The sequence below is a fragment of the Streptomyces sp. CB09001 genome (genome assembly GCF_003369795.1).
Classification (GTDB): domain Bacteria; phylum Actinomycetota; class Actinomycetes; order Streptomycetales; family Streptomycetaceae; genus Streptomyces.
The window spans coordinates 5155955-5178485 of the sequence record NZ_CP026730.1 but is presented as its reverse complement, the minus strand read 5'-3'; the positions used below and the strand labels follow the sequence as shown (position 1 = coordinate 5178485).

General features: G+C 71.0%; 19 protein-coding genes. 12 read left to right on the top strand and 7 right to left on the bottom strand.

Annotated elements, in window-relative coordinates; genetic code table 11:
- The first annotated feature begins 52 nt into the window (after positions 1-52).
- The 4 genes from C4J65_RS24290 to glgB are packed head-to-tail and all read left to right on the top strand — an operon-like array spanning position 53 to position 7621.
- Positions 53-2089 (top strand): alpha-1,4-glucan--maltose-1-phosphate maltosyltransferase, encoded by a 2037-nt coding sequence (locus tag C4J65_RS24290; RefSeq protein WP_115744292.1) that lies wholly within the window; start codon positions 53-55, stop codon positions 2087-2089.
- Positions 2086-3786 carry a maltose alpha-D-glucosyltransferase gene (treS, locus tag C4J65_RS24285; RefSeq protein WP_115744291.1) on the top strand — a complete coding sequence of 567 codons (1701 nt, stop codon included), beginning with the start codon at positions 2086-2088 and terminating at the stop codon, positions 3784-3786. Before C4J65_RS24290 ends, treS begins: the two co-directional genes overlap by 4 nt.
- An 18-nt stretch (positions 3787-3804) precedes the next feature.
- A complete protein-coding gene (locus C4J65_RS24280) occupies positions 3805-5199 on the top strand; it encodes a phosphotransferase (protein WP_115744290.1) in 1395 nt (464 codons plus the stop codon).
- A 40-nt stretch (positions 5200-5239) separates the two neighbouring features.
- Complete coding sequence (gene glgB / locus C4J65_RS24275; protein WP_162833327.1) at positions 5240-7621, top strand: 1,4-alpha-glucan branching enzyme; 2382 nt, start codon at positions 5240-5242, stop codon at positions 7619-7621.
- Positions 7622-7654: 33 nt separating this feature from the next.
- Here the strand turns inward: glgB and C4J65_RS24270 are convergent, their stop codons facing one another.
- The 4 genes from C4J65_RS24270 to C4J65_RS24255 form a co-directional block, all read right to left on the bottom strand.
- On the bottom strand, positions 7655-9922 hold the full coding sequence (locus C4J65_RS24270; RefSeq protein WP_115744289.1) for an AAA family ATPase: 2268 nt from the start codon (positions 9920-9922) through the stop codon (positions 7655-7657).
- 120 nt (positions 9923-10042) lie between these two features.
- The gene (locus C4J65_RS24265; RefSeq protein ID WP_115744288.1) at positions 10043-10357 is read right to left on the bottom strand and encodes a thioredoxin; all 315 of its coding nucleotides are present in this window, start codon (positions 10355-10357) and stop codon (positions 10043-10045) included.
- Positions 10358-10368: 11 nt separating this feature from the next.
- Positions 10369-10767 (bottom strand): MerR family transcriptional regulator, encoded by a 399-nt coding sequence (locus C4J65_RS24260; protein ID WP_115744287.1) that lies wholly within the window; start codon positions 10765-10767, stop codon positions 10369-10371.
- 168 nt (positions 10768-10935) lie between these two features.
- On the bottom strand, positions 10936-12330 hold the full coding sequence (locus C4J65_RS24255; protein WP_115744286.1) for a cation:dicarboxylase symporter family transporter: 1395 nt from the start codon (positions 12328-12330) through the stop codon (positions 10936-10938).
- A gap of 155 nt (positions 12331-12485) precedes the next feature.
- On the opposite strand from C4J65_RS24255, the gene C4J65_RS24250 reads away from it, so the two are divergent.
- Together C4J65_RS24250 and C4J65_RS24245 are read left to right on the top strand one after the other, a co-directional pair.
- Entirely contained in the window at positions 12486-14159 is a 1674-nt protein-coding gene (locus C4J65_RS24250) for a sensor histidine kinase (RefSeq protein WP_115744285.1), read from the top strand.
- Positions 14156-14848 carry a response regulator gene (locus tag C4J65_RS24245; RefSeq protein ID WP_115744284.1) on the top strand — a complete coding sequence of 231 codons (693 nt, stop codon included), beginning with the start codon at positions 14156-14158 and terminating at the stop codon, positions 14846-14848. The genes C4J65_RS24250 and C4J65_RS24245 overlap by 4 nt, the downstream gene beginning before the upstream one ends.
- A 21-nt stretch (positions 14849-14869) precedes the next feature.
- Here C4J65_RS24245 and C4J65_RS24240 read toward each other — a convergent pair whose 3' ends face one another.
- The gene (locus tag C4J65_RS24240; protein ID WP_115744283.1) at positions 14870-15409 is read right to left on the bottom strand and encodes a hypothetical protein; all 540 of its coding nucleotides are present in this window, start codon (positions 15407-15409) and stop codon (positions 14870-14872) included.
- Between the two features lie 32 nt (positions 15410-15441).
- The gene (locus tag C4J65_RS24235) at positions 15442-15945 is read right to left on the bottom strand and encodes a sensor histidine kinase (RefSeq protein WP_115744282.1); all 504 of its coding nucleotides are present in this window, start codon (positions 15943-15945) and stop codon (positions 15442-15444) included.
- A 353-nt stretch (positions 15946-16298) separates the two neighbouring features.
- Between C4J65_RS24235 and C4J65_RS24230 the strand changes: the two genes are divergently transcribed.
- From C4J65_RS24230 to C4J65_RS24205, 6 genes are all read left to right on the top strand, one after another.
- Positions 16299-17072 (top strand): DUF5753 domain-containing protein, encoded by a 774-nt coding sequence (locus C4J65_RS24230; protein WP_346265884.1) that lies wholly within the window; start codon positions 16299-16301, stop codon positions 17070-17072.
- Between the two features lie 10 nt (positions 17073-17082).
- A complete protein-coding gene (locus C4J65_RS24225) occupies positions 17083-17280 on the top strand; it encodes a hypothetical protein (RefSeq protein ID WP_115744280.1) in 198 nt (65 codons plus the stop codon).
- Positions 17281-17372: 92 nt separating this feature from the next.
- Positions 17373-18749 carry an extracellular solute-binding protein gene (locus C4J65_RS24220; RefSeq protein WP_205351056.1) on the top strand — a complete coding sequence of 459 codons (1377 nt, stop codon included), beginning with the start codon at positions 17373-17375 and terminating at the stop codon, positions 18747-18749.
- The gene (locus C4J65_RS24215) at positions 18746-19687 is read left to right on the top strand and encodes a sugar ABC transporter permease (protein ID WP_115744279.1); all 942 of its coding nucleotides are present in this window, start codon (positions 18746-18748) and stop codon (positions 19685-19687) included. The genes C4J65_RS24220 and C4J65_RS24215 overlap by 4 nt, the downstream gene beginning before the upstream one ends.
- 1 nt (position 19688) lies before the next feature.
- Positions 19689-20570, top strand: a complete 882-nt coding sequence (locus C4J65_RS24210; RefSeq protein WP_115744278.1) for a carbohydrate ABC transporter permease — start codon at positions 19689-19691, stop codon at positions 20568-20570.
- A gap of 122 nt (positions 20571-20692) precedes the next feature.
- Positions 20693-21406: a helix-turn-helix transcriptional regulator gene (locus C4J65_RS24205; RefSeq protein ID WP_115744277.1), complete on the top strand. Its 714-nt coding sequence runs from the start codon at positions 20693-20695 to the stop codon at positions 21404-21406.
- A 16-nt stretch (positions 21407-21422) separates the two neighbouring features.
- Here C4J65_RS24205 and C4J65_RS24200 read toward each other — a convergent pair whose 3' ends face one another.
- Positions 21423-22448, bottom strand: coding sequence for an ATP-dependent 6-phosphofructokinase (locus C4J65_RS24200; RefSeq protein ID WP_115744276.1), 1026 nt, complete (start codon positions 22446-22448; stop codon positions 21423-21425).
- Positions 22449-22531: the final 83 nt, after the last annotated feature.

Below are 22531 nucleotides of genomic sequence, written 5' to 3'. Positions count from 1 at the left end.
CCACCTCCCCAGCAGTCATCCGCCCACCCAGTTGACGCGGACAGGAGCGGTCATGCCCGCCACGCACCACTCGCCAGCAGCCTCCGCACAGAGCACCACCGTCGCCACCGTCGTCGGGCGCATCCCCGTGCTGGACGTCCGTCCGGTCGTCCAGCACGGCCGCCGGCCGGCCAAGGCCGTCACCGGCGAGTCGTTCGAGGTCTCCGCCACCGTGTTCCGGGAGGGGCACGACGCGGTGGGGGCCAATGTCGTCCTGAGAGATCCGCGGGGCCGGCCGGGCCCCTGGACGCCGATGCGGGAGCTGGCCCCCGGCACCGACCGCTGGGGCGCCACCGTCACCGCGGGCGCGACGGGGATGTGGTCGTACACCGTGGAGGCGTGGGGCGATCCGGTCACCACCTGGCGGCACCACGCCCGGATCAAGATCCCGGCGGGCATGGACACCGACCTGGTCCTGGAGGAGGGCGCCCGGTTGTACGAGCGGGCCGCCGCCGACGTGCCCGGACGCCGGGACCGGCGTGAACTGCTGGCCGCGGTCGACGCGCTGCGGGACGAGAGCAGGCCGGCCGCGTCCAGGCTGGCGGCGGCGTTGACGCCCCAGGTGGACGCGGTCCTGGCCCGCCACCCCCTGCGCGACCTGCTCACCTCCTCCGATCCGCTGCCCCTGCTCGTCGAACGCGAACGCGCCCTCTACGGCGCCTGGTACGAGTTCTTCCCCCGCTCCGAAGGCACCCCCGACACCCCGCACGGCACCTTCCGCACCGCCGCCCGCCGCCTGCCCGCCATCGCCGCCATGGGCTTCGACGTCGTCTACCTCCCCCCGGTCCACCCCATCGGCACCACCCACCGCAAAGGCCGCAACAACACCCTCTCCGCCACCCCCGACGACGTCGGCGTCCCCTGGGCCATCGGCTCCCCCGAAGGCGGCCACGACACCGTCCACCCCGCCCTCGGCACCCTCGACGACTTCGACCACTTCGTGCGCGAAGCCGCCCGCCTGGACATGGAAATCGCCCTGGACTTCGCCCTCCAGTGCTCCCCCGACCACCCCTGGGTCCACAAACACCCCGAGTGGTTCCACCACCGCCCCGACGGCACCATCGCCCACGCCGAGAACCCGCCCAAGAAATACCAGGACATCTACCCCATCGCCTTCGACACCGACCCCGACGGACTCCACACCGAGACCGTACGGATCCTGCGCCACTGGATGGACCACGGCGTACGCATCTTCCGCGTCGACAACCCCCACACCAAACCCGTCGCCTTCTGGGAACGCGTCATCGCCGACATCAACCGCACCGACCCCGACGTCATCTTCCTCGCCGAGGCCTTCACCCGCCCCGCCATGATGGCCACCCTCGCCCAGACCGGCTTCCAGCAGTCCTACACCTACTTCACCTGGCGCAACACCAAACAGGAACTCACCGAGTACCTGGAGGAGCTGTCCGGCGAGGCGGCGGCGTACATGCGGCCCAACCTCTTCGCCAACACCCCCGACATCCTGCACGCCTACCTCCAGCACGGCGGCCGCCCCGCCTTCGAGGTCCGCGCCGTCCTCGCCGCCACCCTCTCCCCCACCTGGGGCCTCTACAGCGGCTACGAACTCTGCGAGAACACCCCCCTGCGCGAAGGCAGCGAGGAATACCTCGACAGCGAGAAGTACCAGCTCACCCCCCGCGACTGGACCACCGCCGCCCGCGAGGGCACCACCATCGCCCCCCTCATCACCAAGCTCAACACCATCCGGCGCGAGCACCCCGCGCTGCGCCAACTGCGCGATCTGCACTTCCACCCCACGGACAAGGAGGAGGTGATCGCCTACTCGAAGCGGCAGGGGTCGAACACGGTTCTGGTGGTCGTGAACCTGGACCCCCGCCACACCCAGGAGGCGACGGTCTCGTTGGACATGCCGCAACTCGGCCTGGACTGGCACGAGTCGGTGCCGGTGCGCGACGAGCTGACCGGCGAGACCTACCACTGGGGCAGGGCCAACTATGTGCGCCTGGAGCCGGGCCGTACGCCCGCGCACGTCTGCACGGTTCTGCGACCGTCCCACCCGCAGATCGGAGGGTCACCCACCACATGATCGTCAACGAGCCCGTGCCGGACACCTTCGAGGACACCCCCGCCAAGGACCGGGACCCGGACTGGTTCAAACGAGCCGTCTTCTACGAGGTCCTCGTCCGTTCCTTCCAGGACAGCAACGGCGACGGCGTCGGTGACCTCAAGGGCCTGACCGCCAAGCTGGACTACCTGCAATGGCTGGGCGTGGACTGCCTGTGGCTCCCGCCCTTCTTCAAGTCACCGCTGCGCGACGGCGGCTACGACGTCTCCGACTACACCGCCGTCCTGCCGGAGTTCGGCGACCTCGCGGACTTCGTGGAGTTCGTGGACGCGGCGCACCAGCGCGGCATGCGCGTGATCATCGACTTCGTCATGAACCACACCAGCGACCAGCACCCGTGGTTCCAGGAGTCCCGCAAGAACCCGGACGGCCCGTACGGCGACTACTACGTCTGGGCCGACGACGACAAGCAGTTCCAGGACGCGCGGATCATCTTCGTCGACACCGAGGCGTCCAACTGGACCTACGATCCGGTGCGCAAGCAGTACTACTGGCACCGGTTCTTCTCCCACCAGCCGGACCTCAACTACGAGAACCCGGCCGTGCAGGAGGAGATGCTGGCCGGGCTGAAGTTCTGGCTGGACCTGGGCATCGACGGGTTCCGGCTGGACGCGGTGCCGTACCTCTACCAGGAGGAGGGCACCAACTGCGAGAACCTGCCGCGCACGCACGACTTCCTGAAGCGGGTGCGCAAGGAGATCGACGCGCAGTACCCGGACACGGTGGTGCTGGCCGAGGCCAACCAGTGGCCGGAGGACGTCGTCGACTACTTCGGCGACTACTCGGCGGGCGGCGACGAGTGCCACATGGCCTTCCACTTCCCGGTGATGCCCCGCATCTTCATGGCGGTCAGAAGGGAGTCCCGCTACCCGGTCTCCGAGATCCTCGCCAAGACCCCGGCCATCCCGTCCGGCTGCCAGTGGGGCATCTTCCTGCGCAACCACGACGAGCTGACCCTGGAAATGGTCACCGACGAGGAACGCGACTACATGTACGCGGAGTACGCCAAGGACCCGCGCATGCGCGCCAACATCGGCATCCGCCGGCGGCTGGCCCCGCTCCTCGACAACGACCGCAACCAGATCGAGCTGTTCACGGCCCTGCTGCTGTCCCTGCCCGGCTCGCCGATCCTCTACTACGGCGACGAGATCGGCATGGGCGACAACATCTGGCTCGGCGACCGCGACGCCGTGCGCACCCCCATGCAGTGGACGCCCGACCGCAACGCGGGCTTCTCCTCGTCCGACCCGGGCCGCCTGTTCCTGCCCACGATCATGGACCCGGTCCACGGCTACCAGGTGACGAACGTCGAGGCCTCGATGGCCTCGCCCTCCTCGCTGCTGCACTGGACCCGGCGCATGATCGAGATCCGGAAGCAGAACGTGGCCTTCGGCCTGGGCACCTACACCGAGCTGCCCTCGTCCAACCCGGCAGTGCTGGCCTTCCTGCGCGAGCACGGGGACGACCTGGTCCTGTGCGTCCACAACTTCTCCCGGTTCGCGCAGCCCACGGAGCTCGACCTCAGTGCCTTCGGCGGACGCCATCCGGTCGAGCTGTTCGGCGGGGTGCGTTTCCCGGCGGTCGGCGACCTGCCGTACCTGCTGACCCTCGGCGGTCACGGCTTCTACTGGTTCCGGCTGCGCAAGGACGCGGTCTAGGGGAAAGGACGCGCCGCCATGTCGGAAGCCGTCATACGCACCGATACGAGCCCGCCGGGACTCCTCGCATCCCTCGACCCCCTGCTGCGGGAATGGCTGCCGCGGCAACGCTGGTTCGCCGGCAAGGGCCGCCCGGTCACCGGCTTCTCCCTGGTCGCCGCGACCGAACTGCTCCCCGCCGACTCCCGTCTCGGCCTCCACCACGTGCTGGTCCGCGCCCATCAGCGGCACAGCCCGGCCGGAGGCGCGGCGGAGGAGCCGGGCGACTGCTACCAGCTCCTGATCGGCACCCGCGAGGCGCTGCCGCCCCGGCTCGCCCCCGCCCTGATCGGCCACGTGACCGAGGGCCCGGCGGCCGGGCGCACCGCGTACGACGCCCTGTACGACACCCGTCCCGCCGAGGTGCTGCTTGAGGCGCTGCGCACGCGGGCCCGCATCGGCGGGCTGCGTTTCGAGCGGGCACCGGGCGACGGCATACGCACGGGGCTGGTGCCGCGGCTGACGACCGCCGAGCAGTCGAACTCGTCGGTCGTGTACGGAGACACGTTCATCCTCAAGCTGCTGCGGCGGATCGTGCCCGGCGTCAACCCCGACCTGGAACTGCCGCTGGCCCTGGCCCGCGAGGGCTGCCCCCGGGTGCCCGCACCGGTGGGGTGGATGGTGGCGGACCTGGCCGGCCGGTCCTGGGTGCTGGGCGTGCTCCAGCCCTATCTGCAGGGCGCGACCGACGGCTGGGACCTGGCGCTGCGCGAGCTGGCCAAGGGCGAGGACTTCGTCGCCGAGGCCCGGGCACTCGGGCGGGCCACCGCCGAGGTGCACGGCGCGCTGGCCCGCGCGCTGCCGACCGTCACCCTCGGCCACGCCCAGGCGCGGCAGCTCGCCGACGGCATGATCGGGCGGCTGGCGGAGGCGGCGCGGGCCGTGCCCCTGCTGAGGTCGTACGCGCCGGCGCTGCGGACTGCGTTCACCGCGTTGGCGGACCTGGCCTCCGAGGGCCGTACCTGGTCGGCGCAGCGCGTCCACGGCGACCTGCACCTGGGCCAGTGCCTGCGCTCCCCCGACGGCGAGTGGTCCCTGATCGACTTCGAGGGGGAACCGGCGAAACCCCTCGCCGAGCGCCGGCTGCCGCAGCCGGCGGTGCGGGACGTCGCGGGGATGCTGCGCTCCTTCGACTACGCCGCGCACTCGGCCGACGTACGTGTGCCGGGCTGGGCCGAGACCTGCCGGGCCGCGTACTGCACCGGCTACGCGGAGGCGGACGGCCACGACCCGCGCACCGACCCGGTGCTGCTGCGCGCCTACGAGACGGACAAGGCGGTCTACGAGGTCCTGTACGAGGCCCGGCACCGTCCCGACTGGCTCGAGGTGCCCCTGACGGCGGTGCGCCGCCTGTCCCTGCCCGAGCCGGCCTGACGTCCCCGCCCGCTCCCACTGCGCCCAGGAGGCCCCGCCCGTGATCCCCCGCCCCTCGTCCAGCGGTCCCGACCCGAAGAAGACGACCGGAAAGCAAACGAACGGGAAGCAAACGAACGGGAAGAAGACGGCCGGGAAGAAGACGGCCGAGGCCGCGAAGAAGGCCGTCCCCAAGAAGACCGCGACGAAGCGGGCCACGCCCCCGGAGGCCACCGCCTCCCCCGGGACCGAGGTCGCCGTCTCCCCCACGCCGGCCGCCGACCGGGAGCGGCTGCTGGCCGGCACGCACCACGATCCGCACGCGGTGCTCGGCGCCCATCGGGTGCCCGGCGGGGTCGCGTTCCGGGTGTTCCGGCCGTACGCCCTGGCCGTGACGGTGCTGTCCGGGGAGCTGCGGGTCGGGCTGCACGGCGACGGGGACGGCTTCTTCTCCGGCCTGGTGCCGCTGAAGGACGTCCCGCCCCACCGGCTCCTCGTGGCGTACGAGGGGACGGAACAGGAGATCGAGGACCCGTACCGCTTCCTGCCCACCCTGGGCGAGCTGGACCTGCACCTGCTCGGCGAGGGGCGGCACGAGGAGCTGTGGCGGGCGCTCGGCGCGCACCCGACGACGCACGACGGGGTGGCGGGCACCCGGTTCGCGGTGTGGGCGCCGAACGCGCGCGGGGTCCGGGTGGCGGGCGGCTTCAACTTCTGGGACGGCACCGGCCACCCGATGCGCTCCCTCGGCTCGACCGGGGTGTGGGAGCTGTTCCTGCCGGGCGTCGGCGCGGGCGAGCTGTACAAGTTCGAGATCACCCGGCCCGACGGTTCGCGCACCTTCCGCGCCGACCCGCTGGCCCGTCGTACGGAGGTGCCGCCGGCCACGTCCTCCGTGGTGCACGCCTCGGACTACGCGTGGGGCGACGGTGAGTGGCTGGCCCACCGCGCGGACGCGCCCGCGCACGAGGCGCCGATGTCGGTGTACGAGGTCCACCTGCCCTCCTGGCGGCCCGGGCTGACCTACCGCGAGCTGGCCGAGCAGCTCCCCGCCTACGTCGCGGACCTCGGCTTCACCCACGTCGAGCTGATGCCGGTCGCCGAGCACCCCTTCGGCGGCTCCTGGGGGTACCAGGTCACCGGCTTCTACGCGCCCACGGCCCGGCTCGGCGTCCCCGACGACTTCAAGTACCTGGTCGACCGGCTGCACCGGGCCGGGATCGGCGTGCTGATGGACTGGGTGCCGGCGCATTTCCCGCGCGACGACTGGGCGCTGGCCGAGTTCGACGGGCGCCCGCTGTACGAGCACTCCGATCCGCTGCGGGCGGCGCATCCGGACTGGGGAACGCTGGAGTTCGACTTCGGGCGCCGGGAGGTGCGCAACTTCCTGGTGGCCAACGCCGTGTACTGGTGCGAGGAGTTCCACATCGACGGGCTGCGCGTGGACGCGGTCGCCTCGATGCTGTACCTCGACTACTCGCGCGAGCCGGGCCAGTGGACGCCGAACGAGCACGGCGGCCGGGAGAACCTGGACGCGGTGGCGTTCCTCCAGGAGATGAACGCGACGCTGTACCGGCGGGTGCCCGGCGTCGTGACGGTGGCGGAGGAGTCGACGGCCTGGGACGGGGTCACGCGGGCCACGCACCACGAGGGCCCGAGCGGCTTCGGCGGGCTCGGTTTCGGGCTGAAGTGGAACATGGGCTGGATGCACGACTCGCTCGACTACATGAGCCACGAGCCGGTCCACCGCAGGCACCACCACGGGGAGATGACCTTCTCCATGGTGTACGCGTACAGCGAGAACTACGTGTTGCCGATATCCCACGACGAGGTGGTGCACGGCAAGAGGTCCCTGGTGTCGAAGATGCCCGGCGACTGGTGGCAGCAGCGCGCCAACGAGCGGACGTACCTGGGCTTCATGTGGGCGCACCCCGGCAAGCAGCTGCTGTTCATGGGGCAGGAGTTCGCGCAGGGCGCGGAGTGGTCGGAGGCGCACGGCCCCGACTGGTGGCTGCTCGACCCGGAGTACGGGGCGTCGGCGGACCACCGGGGCGTGCGCGACCTGGTGCGCGACCTGAACACCGTCTACCGGGCCACGCCCGCGCTGTGGCGGCGCGACACCCATCCCTCCGGCTTCTCGTGGGTGGTCGGCGACGCGGCCGAGGACGACGTCCTGGCGTTCCTGCGGCTGGACGCCGACGGTTCCCCGCTGCTCGCGGTGTCGAACTTCGCCCCGGTGGTCCGCTCCGGCTACCGCCTCGGCGTGCCCGACGAGGTCCCGGCCTGGCACGAGGTGCTCAACACCGACGCCGCCCGGTACGGCGGCGGCGACGTGGTGAACCCGGACCCGGTCAAGCCGGAGGCGCAGGGGTGGCACGGCCGGCCGGCGAGCATCCGGCTGACCCTGCCGCCCCTGGCGACGGTGTGGCTGCGTCCGGCCTGACCGGCCCGGCCGGGCGGCCCTTCCGTCCTTCCGTCAGTCCGCGTCCACCAGCCCCTTCGGCAGCGGCTCGCCGTGCAGGACGGCGAGGTGCTGGGTGGCGCGGGTGAGGGCGACGTACAGGTCGCTGGTGCCGTAGCGGCCGGGCTCGACGACCAGGACGGAGTCGAACTCCAGGCCCTTGGACTGGCGCGGGTCGAGCAGGACGACGCGCTGGGTGAGGTCGGGCTCGGCGTCCGCCGTCACGCCGTCCAGGCGGGCCGCGAGGACCCGGTGCAGCTCGCGCGGGGCGATGACGGCGAGGCGACCCTCCTCGGGGGTCAGCTCCCGGACCGCCTCGGCCACGGCGGCCGGGAGGTCGCCGGTGGCGCGGACCCAGGGGCGTACGCCGGTCGAGCGCACCGAACTCGGGGGCGTGAACTCCGGGTCGCCGGCGCGGACGACGGCCGCGGCGAGGTCCATGATCTCCGCCGGGGTGCGGTAGTTGACGCCCAGGCGGGTGTGCTCCCAGCGGTCCTCGACGTAGGGGGCGAGGATCTTCGACCAGGAGCCGACACCGGCCGCCTCCGCCGTCTGCGCCGGGTCGCCGACCAGGGTCATGGAGCGGGTGGGGCAGCGGCGCATCAGCAGCCGCCAGGCCATCGGGGACAGCTCCTGCGCCTCGTCCACGATGATGTGCCCGAAGGCCCAGGTGCGGTCGGCCGCGGCGCGCTCGGCGGCACTGCGGTGGTCGTCCTCCTCATGGCGTTCGGCGAAGCGCTCGGCGTCGATGATGTCGTGCGCGGACAGGACCTCGGCGTCCTCCTCGTCCTTGTCCTCGAACTCGTAGGTCCGGGACGCGTACGACACGTCCAGCACACCCTGCGCGTAGGCGATCTGCTCCTCGCGCTCGCGTTCGGCGCGGGAGCGGGCCACCCGGTCGTCGACGCCGAGCAGTTCCGCGGCCTCGTCCAGCAGGGGCACGTCGGCGACGGTCCAGCGCCGGGTGACCGGGCGGCGGACGGCGGCGGCGTCCTCGGCGGGGAGGAAGGCCTCGGGGGCGGCGAGCAGGTCGGCGACCAGGCGGCGCGGGGTGAGCCGGGGCCACAGCTGGTCGATGGCGGCCCAGACCTCGGGATTCTCGGCGAGTTCGTCGCGGATCTGGGTGATGTCGCTGGGGTCGAGGAGGTTGCTGCCGTCGTAGGGGTCGGTGCCGATGCGCTCGGCGACCATGTCGGTGAGGGTGTTGAGGATGTGCCCCTCGAAGTGCTCGCGGGCCGCGTTGTGCGGCAGCTTGGCGGCGCGGGTGCGCTCGCGGGCGACGTTGACCAGGTCGTCGTCGAGCATGAGGATCTCGCGGTCGTGCTCGATCGCGATCACCGGGTCGGGCAGCGCCTGCCGGTCGCGGACCGCCTCGGCGAGGACGTCGGCCATCTCGGCGCGGCCCTTCACGGCCGCCGCCTCGGGGGTGTCCGTCGCCGTGGCCTTCACGCCGGGGAACAGCTCGCCGACGGTGGCGAGGAGCACGCCGGTCTCGCCGAGCGAGGGCAGCACCTCGCCGATGTAGCCGAGGAAGGCCGGGTTGGGGCCGACGATGAGGACGGCACGCTTGGCGAGCAGTTCGCGGTGCTCGTAGAGGAGGTAGGCGGCGCGGTGCAGGGCGACGGCGGTCTTGCCGGTGCCGGGTCCGCCCTCGACGACCAGGACGCCGCGGTGCGGGGCGCGGATGATGCGGTCCTGGTCGGCCTGGATGGTCTGGACGATGTCGCCCATGCGGCCGGTGCGCGCGGAGTTCAGCGCGGCGAGCAGCACGGCGTCGCCGGACGGGTCCTCGTGGCCGGTGCGGGTCTCGTCGCCGAGGTCGAGGATCTCGTCGTGCAGCGCGGTGACCGTGCGGCCCTCGCTGGTGATGTGCCGGCGGCGGCGCAGCCCCATCGGGGTGTGGCCGGTGGCCAGGTAGAAGGGGCGGGCCACACCGGCCCGCCAGTCGATGAGGACGGGGGTGCGTTCGGCGTCGTCGGCGCGCAGACCGATGCGGCCGATGTGGTGGCCCGCCCCAGAGGTGAGGTCGATCCGGCCGAAGCAGAGGGAGCCGTCCACGGCGTTGAGCGCGGCGAGCAGCCCGGAGCGCTCGGCGACCAGGATGTCCCGCTCCAGGCGGGCCTGCTGGGGGGTGTTGCCCTGCGCGAGCGCGTCGGTCACGGAGTCCTCGGCGTCGCCACGCAGCGCGTCCACGCGCGCGTACAGTCCGTCGATGAATTCCTGCTCGTGCAGCAATTCATCGTCCGGAAATTCGGTGTTTGACAATTCCACTCCCGGCCACATATACTGTGCCTACTGAACTTCTTCGCGACCTCATTTCCCTGAAGTCACGAATCATCGAATATACGCAAAGAAATCCCCCGAGCGCAATTGCTCGGGGGATTTTTTCGTATGCCGGGCCGGTCAGACCACGTCGGCCAGTTCTTCGAGCAGTCGCCGCTTGGGCCGGGAGCCGACCATCGACTTCACCGGCTCGCCTCCGCGGAACACCATGAACGTCGGCATCGACAGCACCTTGTACGCGTTCGTGGTCGCCGGGTTCTGGTCGACGTTCAGCTGCACCACGCGGAACCGGTCGCCCTCCTCCTCGGCCAGGGCACTGAGCACCGGCGCCATCTGCCGGCACGGCGGGCACCAGTCGGCGGTGAACTCCACCAGCACGGGCAGGTCTGAGCCGATCACCTCCGCCGCGAAGTCCGCGTCCGTCACCTCGGGCACCCCGCTGGTCCTCATCCGCGTCCTCCCAGTTCGCACTTGGGCTCCGGACCCCCCGGAACCGCCGCCTCCGCCCGTGCCAGCTGCGCGGCGACCTGCCCGCGCACCGACGTGAGCTGCTCGATCAGCGTGTCCAGCTCCGCCAGCTTGTGCCGGTAGACCACCAGGGACGCCGGGCAGGAGTCGCCCTCGGGGTGCCCGGCGCGCAGGCACTCCACGAAGGGGCGGGTCTCCTCCAGTTCGAACCCGAAGTCCTGGAGGGTCCTGATCTGCCGCAGCAGCTTCAGGTCCTCCTCGTCGTAGGTCCGGTAGCCGTTGTCGCCCCGCCGCGCGGGCAGCAGACCCCGCGACTCGTAGTACCGCAGCGTCCGCGTGGTGGTCCCGGCCCGTGCGGCCAGCTCGCCGATTCGCATACCGACGAACGTAAGCCTTGACGCGGACGTCAAGGCAAGAAGCCCCGCGCCGGGGGGAGGGCGCGGGGCTTCTTCGGGGGACCGGGCGGCTGAGCAACGGGGGGAGCACCTCAGCCGCCCGGCGTGTGCGGGAGCGGCCCCGGCATGCAGGGGGGCGACGTACGGCCGTCAGGCCTTCGCCAGCTCCTTCTCGCCGCCCTGCCCGGGCAGGTCCGCGCTGTCGCCGTCGTCGGCGGCGCCGTGGCCGTCGTCCAGGAGGGTCTTCTCGTCGAACGGGGCCCGTCCGGCCAGCACCTCGTTCACCCGGTCCTTGTCGATCTCCTTGGTCCAGGTGCCGATGAGGACGGTGGCGACGGCGTTGCCGCCGAAGTTGGTCAGGGCGCGGGCCTCGCTCATGAAGCGGTCGATGCCGACGATCAGACCGATGCCGTCCACCAGGGCGGGCTTGTGCGACTGGAGACCGCCGGCCAGCGTGGCGAGACCGGCGCCGGAGACACCGGCGGCGCCCTTGGAGGCCACCAGCAGGAAGAGCAGCAGCGGGATCTGCTCGCCGATCGACATCGGCGTGCCCATGGCGTCCGAGATGAACAGCGAGGCCATGGTCATGTAGATCATGGTGCCGTCGAGGTTGAACGAGTAGCCGGTCGGGACGGTGATGCCGACCACCGGCTTGCTGACGCCCAGGTGCTCCATCTTCGCGATGAGGCGCGGCAGCGCCGACTCGGAGGAGGACGTGGAAAGGATCAGCAGGAACTCGCGGCCCAGGTACTTGAAAAGCGAGAAGACGTTGATCCCGGCGACGACGCGCAGCACCGTGCCGAGCACCACGAAGAGGAAGATGACGCAGGTCGCGTAGAAGCCGAGCATCAGCACGGCCAGGCTCTTGAGGGCGTCGACGCCCGCCGAGCCGGTGACGGCGGCGATGGCGCCGAAGGCACCCACCGGGGCGGCCCACATGATCATGGCCAGGACGCGGAAGACCAGCCGCTGGATGTGCTCGATACCGCGCAGGACGGGCTGCCCGGCGTTGCCCATGGCCTGCAGGGCGAAGCCGCAGAGCAGGGCGATCAGCAGGGTCTGGAGCACCTCGCCCGCGGTGAAGGCGGAGACGATCGTGGTCGGGATGATGCCCATCAGGAAGTCGACGGTGCCCTTGGCCTCCGCGTCGACCTGTGCCTGGCCGGTCTCCTTGACGGCGTCGGTGACCGCGAGGCCCGTGCCCGGGTCCAGGATGTTGCCGACGATCAGGCCGATGGCGAGGGCCACCAGCGACATCACCAGGAAGTAGCCCAGCGCGATACCGCCGACCGCGCCGACCTTGGCGGCCTTGCGGACCGAGCCGATGCCCAGCACGATCGTGCAGAAGATGATCGGCGAGATCATCATCTTGATGAGGTTCACGAAGCCGGTGCCGAGCGGCTTCAGCTCGGTGGCGAAGTCCGGCGCGATCAGACCGACGGCGATACCGAGGGCGACCGCGATGATCACGGCGATGTAGAGATAGTGCGTGCGGTCGCGCTTGGCTTTGGGTGCGGCAGGTGCCGTAGCGGCGTTGCTGGTCACGGCTGCCCTCCTTGACGGCGTCGTCGGTACTCACCGGCGTGCGGCTCACGTCCGGGGGTTTGTATCGGGGATGCGGTGACTATCTCCCGGCGTGTGAGCGCGGTCACCCTTGCGTTCATTTAGTTCACAATCAAGCCACGAGGGAGACTGGCGGCATGCACCTCCGCGTCCCGAGACCCCGCAGCCTGGCGGGGCAGCTCTTCGCCATGCAGGCCGTCCTGATAGCGGTCGTCGTGGTCGGGTACGCGCTGTTCAGCTACATCAGCGACCGGGGGCAGGCGGAGCAGGCGGCCGGGCGTCAGGCCAGGGCGGTGTCGCTGGCGATCGCCGACTCGCCGTCCGTGGCGGAGGCCATCCGCACCCCGGACCCCACGGCGCGCCTCCAGCCGTACGCGGTGCGGGTGATGCGGGACACCGACGTGGACTTCGTGACGATCATGAATCCGGAGGGGATCCGCTGGACCCACCCCGAGCCGAAGGAAATCGGCCATCCCTTCCAGGGCCACATCGGGCGCGCACAGCGGGGCGAGACCTTCACGGAGACCTACACGGGCACGCTCGGCCCCTCGGTCCGGGCGGTCACACCGATCGTGGACGACGGCCGGATCGTCGGTCTGGTCAGTGCCGGGATCAAGGTCGAGGAGATCAGCAAGCGGGCGCAGGAGCAGCTCACGGCCCTGTCGGGGGTGGCGGCCGGTGCGCTGCTGCTCGGCGCGGTCGGTACGTACGTGATCAACGCGCGGCTGCGCCGGCACACGCACGGGATGAACGCCGACGAGCTGAGCCGGATGCACGACTACCATCAGGCGGCGCTGCACGCGGTGCGGGAGGGACTGCTCATGCTGGACGGGCAGTACCGTGTCGCGCTGATCAACGACGGCGGACGGGAGCTGCTCGGGGTGCGCGGTGACGTGGTGGGCGCCTCGGTCGCGGACCTGGGGCTGCCGTCGCAGCTGACGGGGGCCCTGCTGGCCTCGGAGCCGCGGGTGGACGAGGTGCACCTGGCGGCGGACCGGGTGCTGGTGGTCAACACTTCACCGGTCTCCGGCGGTGAGCGCCGGGGCACGGTGGTGACACTGCGGGACGTGACGGAGCTGCAGTCGCTGACCGGCGAGCTGAACTCGGAGCGCGGTTTCACGCAGGCGCTGCGTTCGCAGGCGCACGAGGCGGCGAACCGGCTGCACACGGTCGTCTCGCTGATCGAGCTGGGGCGGGCTCAGGAGGCGGTGGAGTTCGCGACGGCGGAGCTGGAGCTGGCGCAGGCCCTCACCGACCAGGTGGTGGCGGCGGTGGGCGAGCCGGTGCTCGCGGCGCTGCTGCTGGGCAAGACGGCGCAGGCCAACGAGCGGGGAGTGGAGCTGGTGGTGTCGCAGGACAGCCGACTGGACGACGGACTGCTGCCGCCGTCGCTGCCCGCCCGGGACCTGGTGACGATCCTGGGCAACCTGGTGGACAACGCGGTGGACGCGGCGCAGGGGGCGGTGCCGTCGCGGGTGACGGTGGCGGCGTACACGGAGGGTTCCGGGGCCGTCGGCTCCGAGCTGGTGCTACGGGTGTCGGACACCGGCGCCGGGGTCGATCCCGCCCACGCCGACCTGGTCTTCCAGCGGGGCTACTCGACCAAGCCGGCCGGGGAGGGCGGACGCGGCCTGGGGCTCGCCCTGGTCCGGCAGGCGGTGCGGCGGCACGGCGGCACCCTGACCGTGGCGGAGGCGGAGGGCGGCGGCGCCCGCTTCGAGGCCCGGCTGCCGCTGCGGGATGCCGGGGGCGGCGGGTCGGCCCCGGCGGCGGTGACGGGCCGCAGACCGGGCTCCGGGGGTGCGGTGTGAGCACCGCCGACTCGCAGCCCATCCGGGTCCTGGTCGTCGAGGACGACCCGGTCGCCGCCGACGCGCACGTGATGTACGTCGGCCGGGTGCCGGGGTTCGTCGCCGTCGGCAAGGCGCACACCGGCGCGGAGGCCCGGCGGATGCTGGACCGCACGCCGGTGGACCTGCTCCTGCTCGACCTGCACCTGCCGGACGTGCACGGACTCCAGCTGGCCCGCTCGCTGCGGGCGGCGGGACACCACACCGACGTGATAGCGGTGACGTCGGCGCGGGACCTGACGATGGTGCGCGAGGGGGTGTCGCTGGGCGTCGTCCAGTACGTCCTGAAGCCCTTCACCTTCGCCACCCTGCGCGACCGCCTGGTCCGCTACGCGGAGTTCCGGGGCACCGCCGGGGAGGCCAGCGGCCAGGACGAGGTCGACCGCGCCCTGGCCACCCTGCGTGCCCCCGGCCCGGCGGCCCTGCCCAAGGGCCTGAGCGGCCCGACCCTGGAGCGGGTGACGGGCGCCCTGCGCGGCTCGGAGGAGGGCCTCACGGCGGCCGGGGTCGCCGAGGCGGTGGGCATCTCCCGCATCACGGCCCGGCGTTACCTGGAACACCTGGTGGACGCGGGCCGGGCGGGGCGGAGCCCGCAGTACGGGCAGGTGGGGCGGCCGGAGCTGGTGTACCGGTGGGCGCGGGCGCGGTGAACCGTACGCCGAGGGGACCGCTCACGCCGCCTTCGTATACCAGACGATCTGTGCGGCAAGCCCCGCCACGACAAGCGCCTCCAGGACCGAGAGCCCGATGAGCAGTCCACCGGCGTCCCCGTTCGACCAGAAGACGATCAAAGCCGCCAGTGGTACGACACAGAACGCGGTGAGGTCGATGACGGTCTGGACCGCCTTGCGGGACCGGCGCCGCGTGTCCCTGCGGTGGTACGCCTCCCACCCGAAGGTCGTGAAACCGCCGCTACGCCCCGCGAGTTCGGCCAGCCGGGGTCCCAGATCGTCCCGGACGTAGAGCCCGATCGCGGAGATCTTCTCGTCGTTGACGAGGTACGTCCACCCGAGGACGACACACACCGGCGGCAACGCCAGCAGCATCGAGGGCTGCTTCGCCTGTGCCGTGGCGGCGATGACGGCAGCCACGACGGCCAGCGTCACGTAGAGGAGATTGTCCCGGAACCCGATCCTCGCCCTCTGCTCGCCCTTCACGCTCTCGTACTCGGCGAGCAGCAACTGCCCGACGGTGACGTCCTGTTCCGGCACGCGGTTCCCTTCTCTCAGGTGGTGGCTGATGACTATGCCCGACACCCCACGTACCGCCCAGCCCCGCCCCGAGGCACCACCGCCCACATCCGCGTCCCGCCGCCGGGCTCCCGGGCCTCCCCGAACCCCCACTCCCCCTCGCACGCCCGCACCACGCACCCCAGCACCCGCAACGCCGCCCGCCTGCGCGCGTCGCAGGCCGCGACCAGCCGGGGGTGCTCGTGCCGCCGGTGCCCGTCGTAGAACACCACGCGCAGGGCGCCCTCCCGGTACCGCAGCGACACGTACACCTCGTCTCCCGGCGTGAAACGGCAGGCACAGGCGGCGAGTTCCCCCACCACCTGCACCACCGCGTCCGTCATGTCGTCCAGGCCGTGCCCGGCAAGCACGGCCCCTGTGGCGACCCGAGCGACACGGGGGCTGGTCGGACCGGCGGGCAGGGTGAAGCTGTAGGCGAGCGTGTCGGGCGAGGGCGGCACAAAGGCCGGCTCCTCGGCGAAGACAGGACAGGCGGAGACGGCTACGGACGCGGGCATGGGTAACTCCTTCGCTGACTGCGGACACTCGACAGCGAGCCGGCGTCCGACCCGTGGTGGCCTGTCTCCCTGGCGCGGGCCCACCCCTCCCAGGGAAGGAGGGCATGGGCAGGCTCGCGCGATGCACTTCCAACGGCGTCGGACCGTAAGCGGCTCATCACCGACTGTAGAGGATTCAGGGAGTACACGTACTACTCTCCCGTGAAGTCCCCAGTGGACCGTCCAGTCACACCAGCGGCAGACTGTCTCCGTAACACCGCAGAACGGGAGGACGAATGCCGCCGAGGAGCGCTCCGACGGAGCGTCAGCGACGACTCGGTGCCGAGTTGCGCAAGTTGCGTGTCGCGGCCGGGATGACCACGGAGCGCGCAGCCGCCCTGCTGAACGTCCCGCGCACCAATGTGCCCAACATGGAGTCCGGGCGCTCCGGCATCAGCGCGGAACGCGTACGCACCCTCGCGGCAAACTACGGCTGCACGGACCAGGCACTCGTCGAAGCCCTCGCCGTCATGGCCACCGGGCGCGAGAAGGGCTGGTGGGAGGCGTACAGGGGGCGGCTCCGGGACGGTTTCCTGGACATCGCCGAGATGGAGTGGCACGCCACCCGCCTACGTATCGCCGTCACCGTCCACCTGCCGGGGCTGCTCCAGACCGAGGATCACGCCCGGGCGGTCTTCGCGGCGGTGATCCCCCGCCTTTCCTCGGACGACATCGACGTCCGAGTCGCCCACCGGATCGACCGGCATCAGGTGCTGAACCGCCCTGATCCCCCGATGCTCGACGTGATCGTCCACGAGGCCGCCCTGCGTATGGAGTTCGGCGGCCCTGCGGTCGCGCGGCGCCAGTTGGAGCACCTGCTGCGCATCTCCGACGGCGAGAACGTGAACCTGCGCGTCATCCCGTTCAAGGCAGGTGGCTTCCCGGGGGCCGGGCAGTCCGTCGTCTACGCCGGGGCGGCTGTCCCCCGTCTCGACACCGTGGAACTCGACAGCACCCACGGCCCGGAGTTCATCGGCGACGGAGACCAACTTGCCAAGTACCGCGCCCAGCTGGACGCCGCGCAGCAAATCGCCCTCGCCCCGCCTGCCTCACGCGACTTCGTCCAGACCCTGGCCCACGACCTCTAGGAGAACAGCGGTGAACGACATCGCCTGGGAAGACCCGTTCTGCGGAGAAGGCGCCAACTGCTTCCGCATAGGCACCGACCCCGAGGGCAACGCCTACATCGCCGTCGCCGGGCAGGAGGACCGTTACCTCACCGACACCCGCGAAGCGCTCCGCACCCTCATCCGCGACATCAAGGCCGGCAAGGCCGATCACCTCCTCCAGGGGTAATACCGCGCACACTCATTGACCTGACTAGACCATTCCTCTTACGTTCGCCACGCAGCCGTCCAGGCCACAGTGTCGTGTGCCCGTAGGAGGTCATGCCCGTGCGTCCCACCGTCCGGTTCACCGCCCTGTTCACCCTCACCGCGCTCGCCTCCACCTCGCTCGCCGCCTGCTCAAGCGGCTCCGGCAGCGATCCGGACACGGTGAAGGTCTCCTTCAAGCAGTCGACGGACAACTCCATCAAGGTGATGGACGAGTATCTGGCCGACATCAAGAAGCAGTTCGAGAAGGCCAACCCGGGGAAGAAGGTCGAGCTGGTGCCGATCAAGGCGCCGGACTCGGAGTACTACACCAAGCTCCAGCAGATGCTCCGCTCCCCCAAGACCGCGCCGGATCTGGTCTACGAGGACACGTTCCTCATCAACTCCGACATCACCAGCGGGTACCTGAAGCCGATCGACGACTACCTGGCCGGCTGGAAGGACTGGGACCAGTTCATCGACACGGCGAAGGCGGCGGCGAAGGGCGAGGACGGCAAGACGTACGGCGTGCCGGACGGCACGGACACCCGGGGACTGTGGTTCAGCAAGGACGTGTTCGCCAAGGCGGGGCTGCCCGCCGACTGGCAGCCGAAGACCTGGGACGAGGTGCTCGACGCCGCCCGCACGATCAAGGAGAAGGTCCCCGGGGTCACTCCGATGAACGTCTACACGGGCAAGCCCGCCGGCGAGGCCGCGACCATGCAGGGCTTCGAGATGCTGCTCTACGGCACGGGGGACGGTGGCGCCGACCCGCTGTACGACAAGGGCAGCAAGAAGTGGATCACGGCGGGGCAGGGGTTCGAGGACTCCCTCGGCTTCGTCGAGACGGTGTACAAGGAGAAGCTCGGGCCGGAGGTCTCCGACGCGCTCGACCCCAACTTCGGCACCAAGGTGCGCGGTGAGCTACTGCCGCAGGGCAAGCTCGGGATCGCGCTCGACGGTTCCTGGCTGCCGCAGGACTGGCTGGAGGGCAGCGGGCACGAGTGGCCCGAGTGGTCGAAGGAGCTGGGGCTCGCCGCCATGCCCACCCAGAACGGCCAGGCGCCCGGCAGGGTGAGCATGTCCGGCGGGTGGACCTGGGCCATCCCCGCCAAGGCGGCCAACCCCGACCTGGCCTTCGAGTTCATCAAGACGATGCAGACCAAGGCGAACGCCCAGAAGTGGTACGTCGCCAACTCCGGCATCTCCGTCCGCGAGGACGTCGCGAAGGATCCCTCGTACGTCGACGCCCAGCCCGGCATCGAGTTCTTCACCGACCTCGTCGCCGACACCCACTACCGGCCCGCCTACCCGGCGTACCCGAAGGTGTCCGTCGCCGTCCAGGAGGCCATGGAGGGCGTGACGACCGGTGACAAGTCGGTCGAGGAGGCGGCGCGCGGCTACGACGAGGCGCTCAAGGGGGCCACCGGCAACCAGGTGGTGAGCAAGTGACGGCCACCGCGCCGGGGCACGCCGGGCCGGAGGTGCGGAAGGCGCCCGCGTCCCCGGCCTCCGGCCCCCGGTCCGGCACCGTCCGCCGGTCCCTCTTCCGCGCCCTGCCCGTCTCCCCCGCCGTCGTCCTGCTGCTGCTCTTCCTCGCCGGTCCGATCGTCTACTGCGTCGTCATCGCCTTCACCGACCTCCAGCTCACCGGGCAGGCCCAGGAGTCCTTCGTCGGGTTCGACAACTTCACCCGCGCCTTCAAGGACGAGGCGTTCCTCAACGCCGTATGGCTGACGCTGGTGTTCACCGTGCTGTCGTCGCTGATCGGGCAGAACACGCTGGGGCTCGCCCTGGCCTCGCTGATGCAGCGGGCCTCGAAGCCGGTCCGCACGCTCACCGGTGGCATCGTTGTCACGGCCTGGGTGCTGCCGGAGGTGGTGGCGGGCTTCCTGCTCTACGCCTTCTTCCGGCGCGAGGGCACCCTCAACGCCATCCTGGACTGGCTCCACCTGCCCTCGCAGAACTGGCTGTTCACGCTGCCGATCCTGGCGGTGTCCTTCGCCAACGTGTGGCGGGGCACGGCGTTCTCGATGCTGGTGTACTCGGCCGCGCTGAACGAGATCCCCAAGGAGGTCACCGAGGCCGCCGAGGTCGACGGGGCGAGCGGCTGGCGCCGCATGTGGCACATCACGCTGCCGATGATCCGGCGTTCCATCGGCACCAACCTGATGCTCAACACGCTGCAGACCCTGTCGGTCTTCGGGCTGATCTGGGTGATGACGCGAGGCGGGCCGAGCGGCAAGAGCCAGACGCTGCCGCTGTTCATGTACGAGCAGGCCTTCCAGAACAGCCTGATCGGGTACGGCACGGCGGTGGCGCTGCTGCTGTTGCTGATCGGCTCCTTGTTCTCGGTCGTGTACCTGCGCCTGCTGCGGACGGAGGTCTGAGATGACGGACCTGCTCACGCCCCGCCCGACGTCCCGGACAGCCCGCCGTACGACCCCCGCCTCGCGGCGCAACCGGCGCCGCACCGCCGCCGACGCCGGGCTGCTGGTGGCGGCCGCGGCCTTCGTGCTGCCGCTGGCCTGGGTGGTGCTGTCCGCCCTCGACCCGCACGCGAGCCTGCGGGTCAAGGTCCCCGACGGGGTGACGCTGGACAACTTCGACGCGATCCTCACCCCGGAGATCACTTTCACGCCGCTGCTCAACAGCCTGGTCCTGTGCGGCGGCGCGACGCTGCTGACGGTGGTGTGCGCGGTCCTCGCGGCGTATCCGCTCTCCCGGTTCCGGTCGCGGCTGAACCGACCGTTCCTGCTCACCATCCTGTTCGCGACCAGCCTCCCGATCACGGCGATCATGGTGCCCGTCTACGCCCTGTTCGTGCGGGTGAACATGATCGACACCATGCAGGGGACGATCTTCTTCTTCGCCGCCTCGCAGCTGCCGTTCGCGATCTGGCTGATGAAGAACTTCATGGACGGGGTGCCGAAGGAACTGGAGGAGGCGGCGTGGACGGACGGTGCGTCGTCGTTCCAGTCGCTGCTGCGGATCGTGCTGCCGCTGATGGGGCCGGGGGTGGCGGTGGTGACGGTGTTCTCGTTCGTGATGATGTGGGGGAACTTCTTCGTCCCCTTCATGCTGCTGCTCTCCCCGGACCAGATGCCCGCATCGGTCAGCATCAACGACTTCTTCGGCAACCGGGGCATGGTGGCGTACGGACAGCTGGCGGCGTTCTCGATCGTCTACTCCACGCCGGTGGTGCTGCTGTACGTGCTGATCTCCCGGCGCCTGGGCGGCGGCTTCGCGCTGGGCGGGGCGGTGAAGGGGTAGGCAGGGAGTATGCAACGGGGGCTGGGGACGGGGCGCACCCGGGTCCGCGCGCCCCCGTACGTTCCTACAATCCGTATCGCTGGCCGAACAGCCCGTAGTCAGCGTCGCCCAGGCCCCCTACGGTGTGGCGCGTGCGCCGACCCTCACCCGGCCCGAGCCAGTCGGGCCCTCCGTTCAACGCCCTCGCCGCCCGCCGGCTGCGTGCCGCCCTCAACATGGGGCCCGAGCACGTCGCCCACGGCATCCGGGTCTCGTACGGGCTGCCGTACGTCACGCCCGACCTCGTCGTCGCCTGGGAGCGGGGGACGGCCTTCCCGGAGGGGCCGGAGCTGACCGCGCTCGCCGGGGTGCTGTGGTGCTCGCCCGGTGAGCTGATCGGGCGGCCGCAGTCCCTGCGCGAGCACCGCGTCGCCCGCGGTCTGGCACCCGAGGACGTGGCACGTGCGGTCGGGCTCGGGCTGCCGGCCTACCTGCGGATGGAGGAGGCGGACGACTGGCGCGGCACCGACCGTCAGTCGGCCCAGCTCGCCGACGTGCTCGGCCTCACGCTGCCCGACTTCGTGACCGTGACGGGGCGCGAGGAGAAGCTGGCCGACCTGCTGACGAGCGCGGTGACCACCCGCTGGCAGGGCTGTGTGCGCCCGATCGCCAAGCTGGCACCGCTGGACCGCCGTGTCCTGGAGAACGTCCTCCAGGTGCTGCACCAGGACTACCAGGGGCGGATGGCCGCCACCCTCAGCTGGGGCGGCGGCGCCCCCGACTCGAGCGCCGGGGGCCGGGACTTCCTCGACCGGATCGTGGACCACTTCTGGACGGCGGTCCAGAAGCACCCGTGAAGCGCGGGTCCGACGGTCAGAAGACAGACTCCGCCTCGTCCATCCGGTCCTTCGGGACCGTCTTCAGCTCGGTGACCGCCTCCGCGAGCGGCACCATCACCACGTCGGTGCCGCGCAGCGCCGTCATCCGGCCGAAGTCGCCCCGGTGCGCGGCCTCCACCGCGTGCCAGCCGAAGCGGGTGGCGAGGACCCGGTCGTACGCGGTCGGTACGCCGCCGCGCTGGACGTGGCCCAGGATGACCGGCTTGGCCTCCTTGCCGAGCCGGCGCTCCAGCTCGAAGGCGAGTGCGGTGCCGATGCCCTGGAAGCGCTCGTGGCCGAACTTGTCGATGGCGCCCTTGCCGTAGTCCATGGAGCCCTCGGCGGGGTGGGCGCCCTCGGCGACGCAGACGACGGCGAACCTCTTGCCGCGGGAGAAGCGCTCCTCGACCATCTTGACCAGGTCGGCGGGGTCGAAGGGGCGCTCGGGCAGACAGATGCCGTGGGCACCGGCAGCCATGCCGGACTCCAGGGCGATCCAGCCGGCGTGCCGGCCCATGACCTCGACGACCATGACGCGCTGGTGGGACTCGGCGGTGGTCTTGAGGCGGTCCATCGCCTCGGTCGCGACGCCGACGGCGGTGTCGAAGCCGAAGGTGCGGTCGGTGGAGGAGATGTCGTTGTCGATGGTCTTCGGCACGCCGACCACCGGGAGCCCGGCGTCGGACAGCATCCGGGCGGCCGTGAGCGTGCCCTCGCCGCCGATCGGGATCAGGGCGTCGATGCCGAAGTTCTGGATCATGTCCGAGGCGTCCTCGCAGGCCTCGCGGAGCCGGTCGCGCTCCAGGCGGGAGGAGCCGAGGATGGTGCCGCCGCGGGCGAGGATGCCGCTGACCGCGTTGAGGTCGAGGGTGCGGTAGCGGCTGTCCAGCAGCCCCGCGTAGCCGTCCTCGAAGCCGATGACCTCGTCGCCGTAGTTGTCCACCGCTCGGTGCACGACCGACCGGATCACTGCGTTCAGGCCGGGGCAGTCGCCGCCTGCGGTGAGAACTCCGATACGCATCGTGCTGTGTCTCCTGCTCGCTGTTGACACCGGTGAGCCGGTTCAATTGTTCCACGGCCCGGGCGGCGGTGGACGACGGAGGA

Bases quoted from the DNA above. Each gene is read 5' to 3' on its own strand.
- C4J65_RS24230 (WP_346265884.1), top strand. From the start codon at position 16,299: ATGACCACGGAGCGCGCAGCCGCCCTGCTGAACGTCCCGCGCACCAAT.
- C4J65_RS24290 (WP_115744292.1), top strand. From the start codon at position 53: ATGCCCGCCACGCACCACTCGCCAGCAGCCTCCGCACAGAGCACCACC.
- treS (WP_115744291.1), top strand. From the start codon at position 2,086: ATGATCGTCAACGAGCCCGTGCCGGACACCTTCGAGGACACCCCCGCC.
- C4J65_RS24250 (WP_115744285.1), top strand. From the start codon at position 12,486: ATGCACCTCCGCGTCCCGAGACCCCGCAGCCTGGCGGGGCAGCTCTTC.
- C4J65_RS24280 (WP_115744290.1), top strand. From the start codon at position 3,805: ATGTCGGAAGCCGTCATACGCACCGATACGAGCCCGCCGGGACTCCTC.
- C4J65_RS24220 (WP_205351056.1), top strand. From the start codon at position 17,373: ATGCCCGTGCGTCCCACCGTCCGGTTCACCGCCCTGTTCACCCTCACC.
- C4J65_RS24235 (WP_115744282.1), bottom strand. From the start codon at position 15,945: ATGCCCGCGTCCGTAGCCGTCTCCGCCTGTCCTGTCTTCGCCGAGGAG.
- C4J65_RS24260 (WP_115744287.1), bottom strand. From the start codon at position 10,767: ATGCGAATCGGCGAGCTGGCCGCACGGGCCGGGACCACCACGCGGACG.
- C4J65_RS24270 (WP_115744289.1), bottom strand. From the start codon at position 9,922: ATGTGGCCGGGAGTGGAATTGTCAAACACCGAATTTCCGGACGATGAA.
- C4J65_RS24200 (WP_115744276.1), bottom strand. From the start codon at position 22,448: ATGCGTATCGGAGTTCTCACCGCAGGCGGCGACTGCCCCGGCCTGAAC.
- C4J65_RS24210 (WP_115744278.1), top strand. From the start codon at position 19,689: ATGACGGACCTGCTCACGCCCCGCCCGACGTCCCGGACAGCCCGCCGT.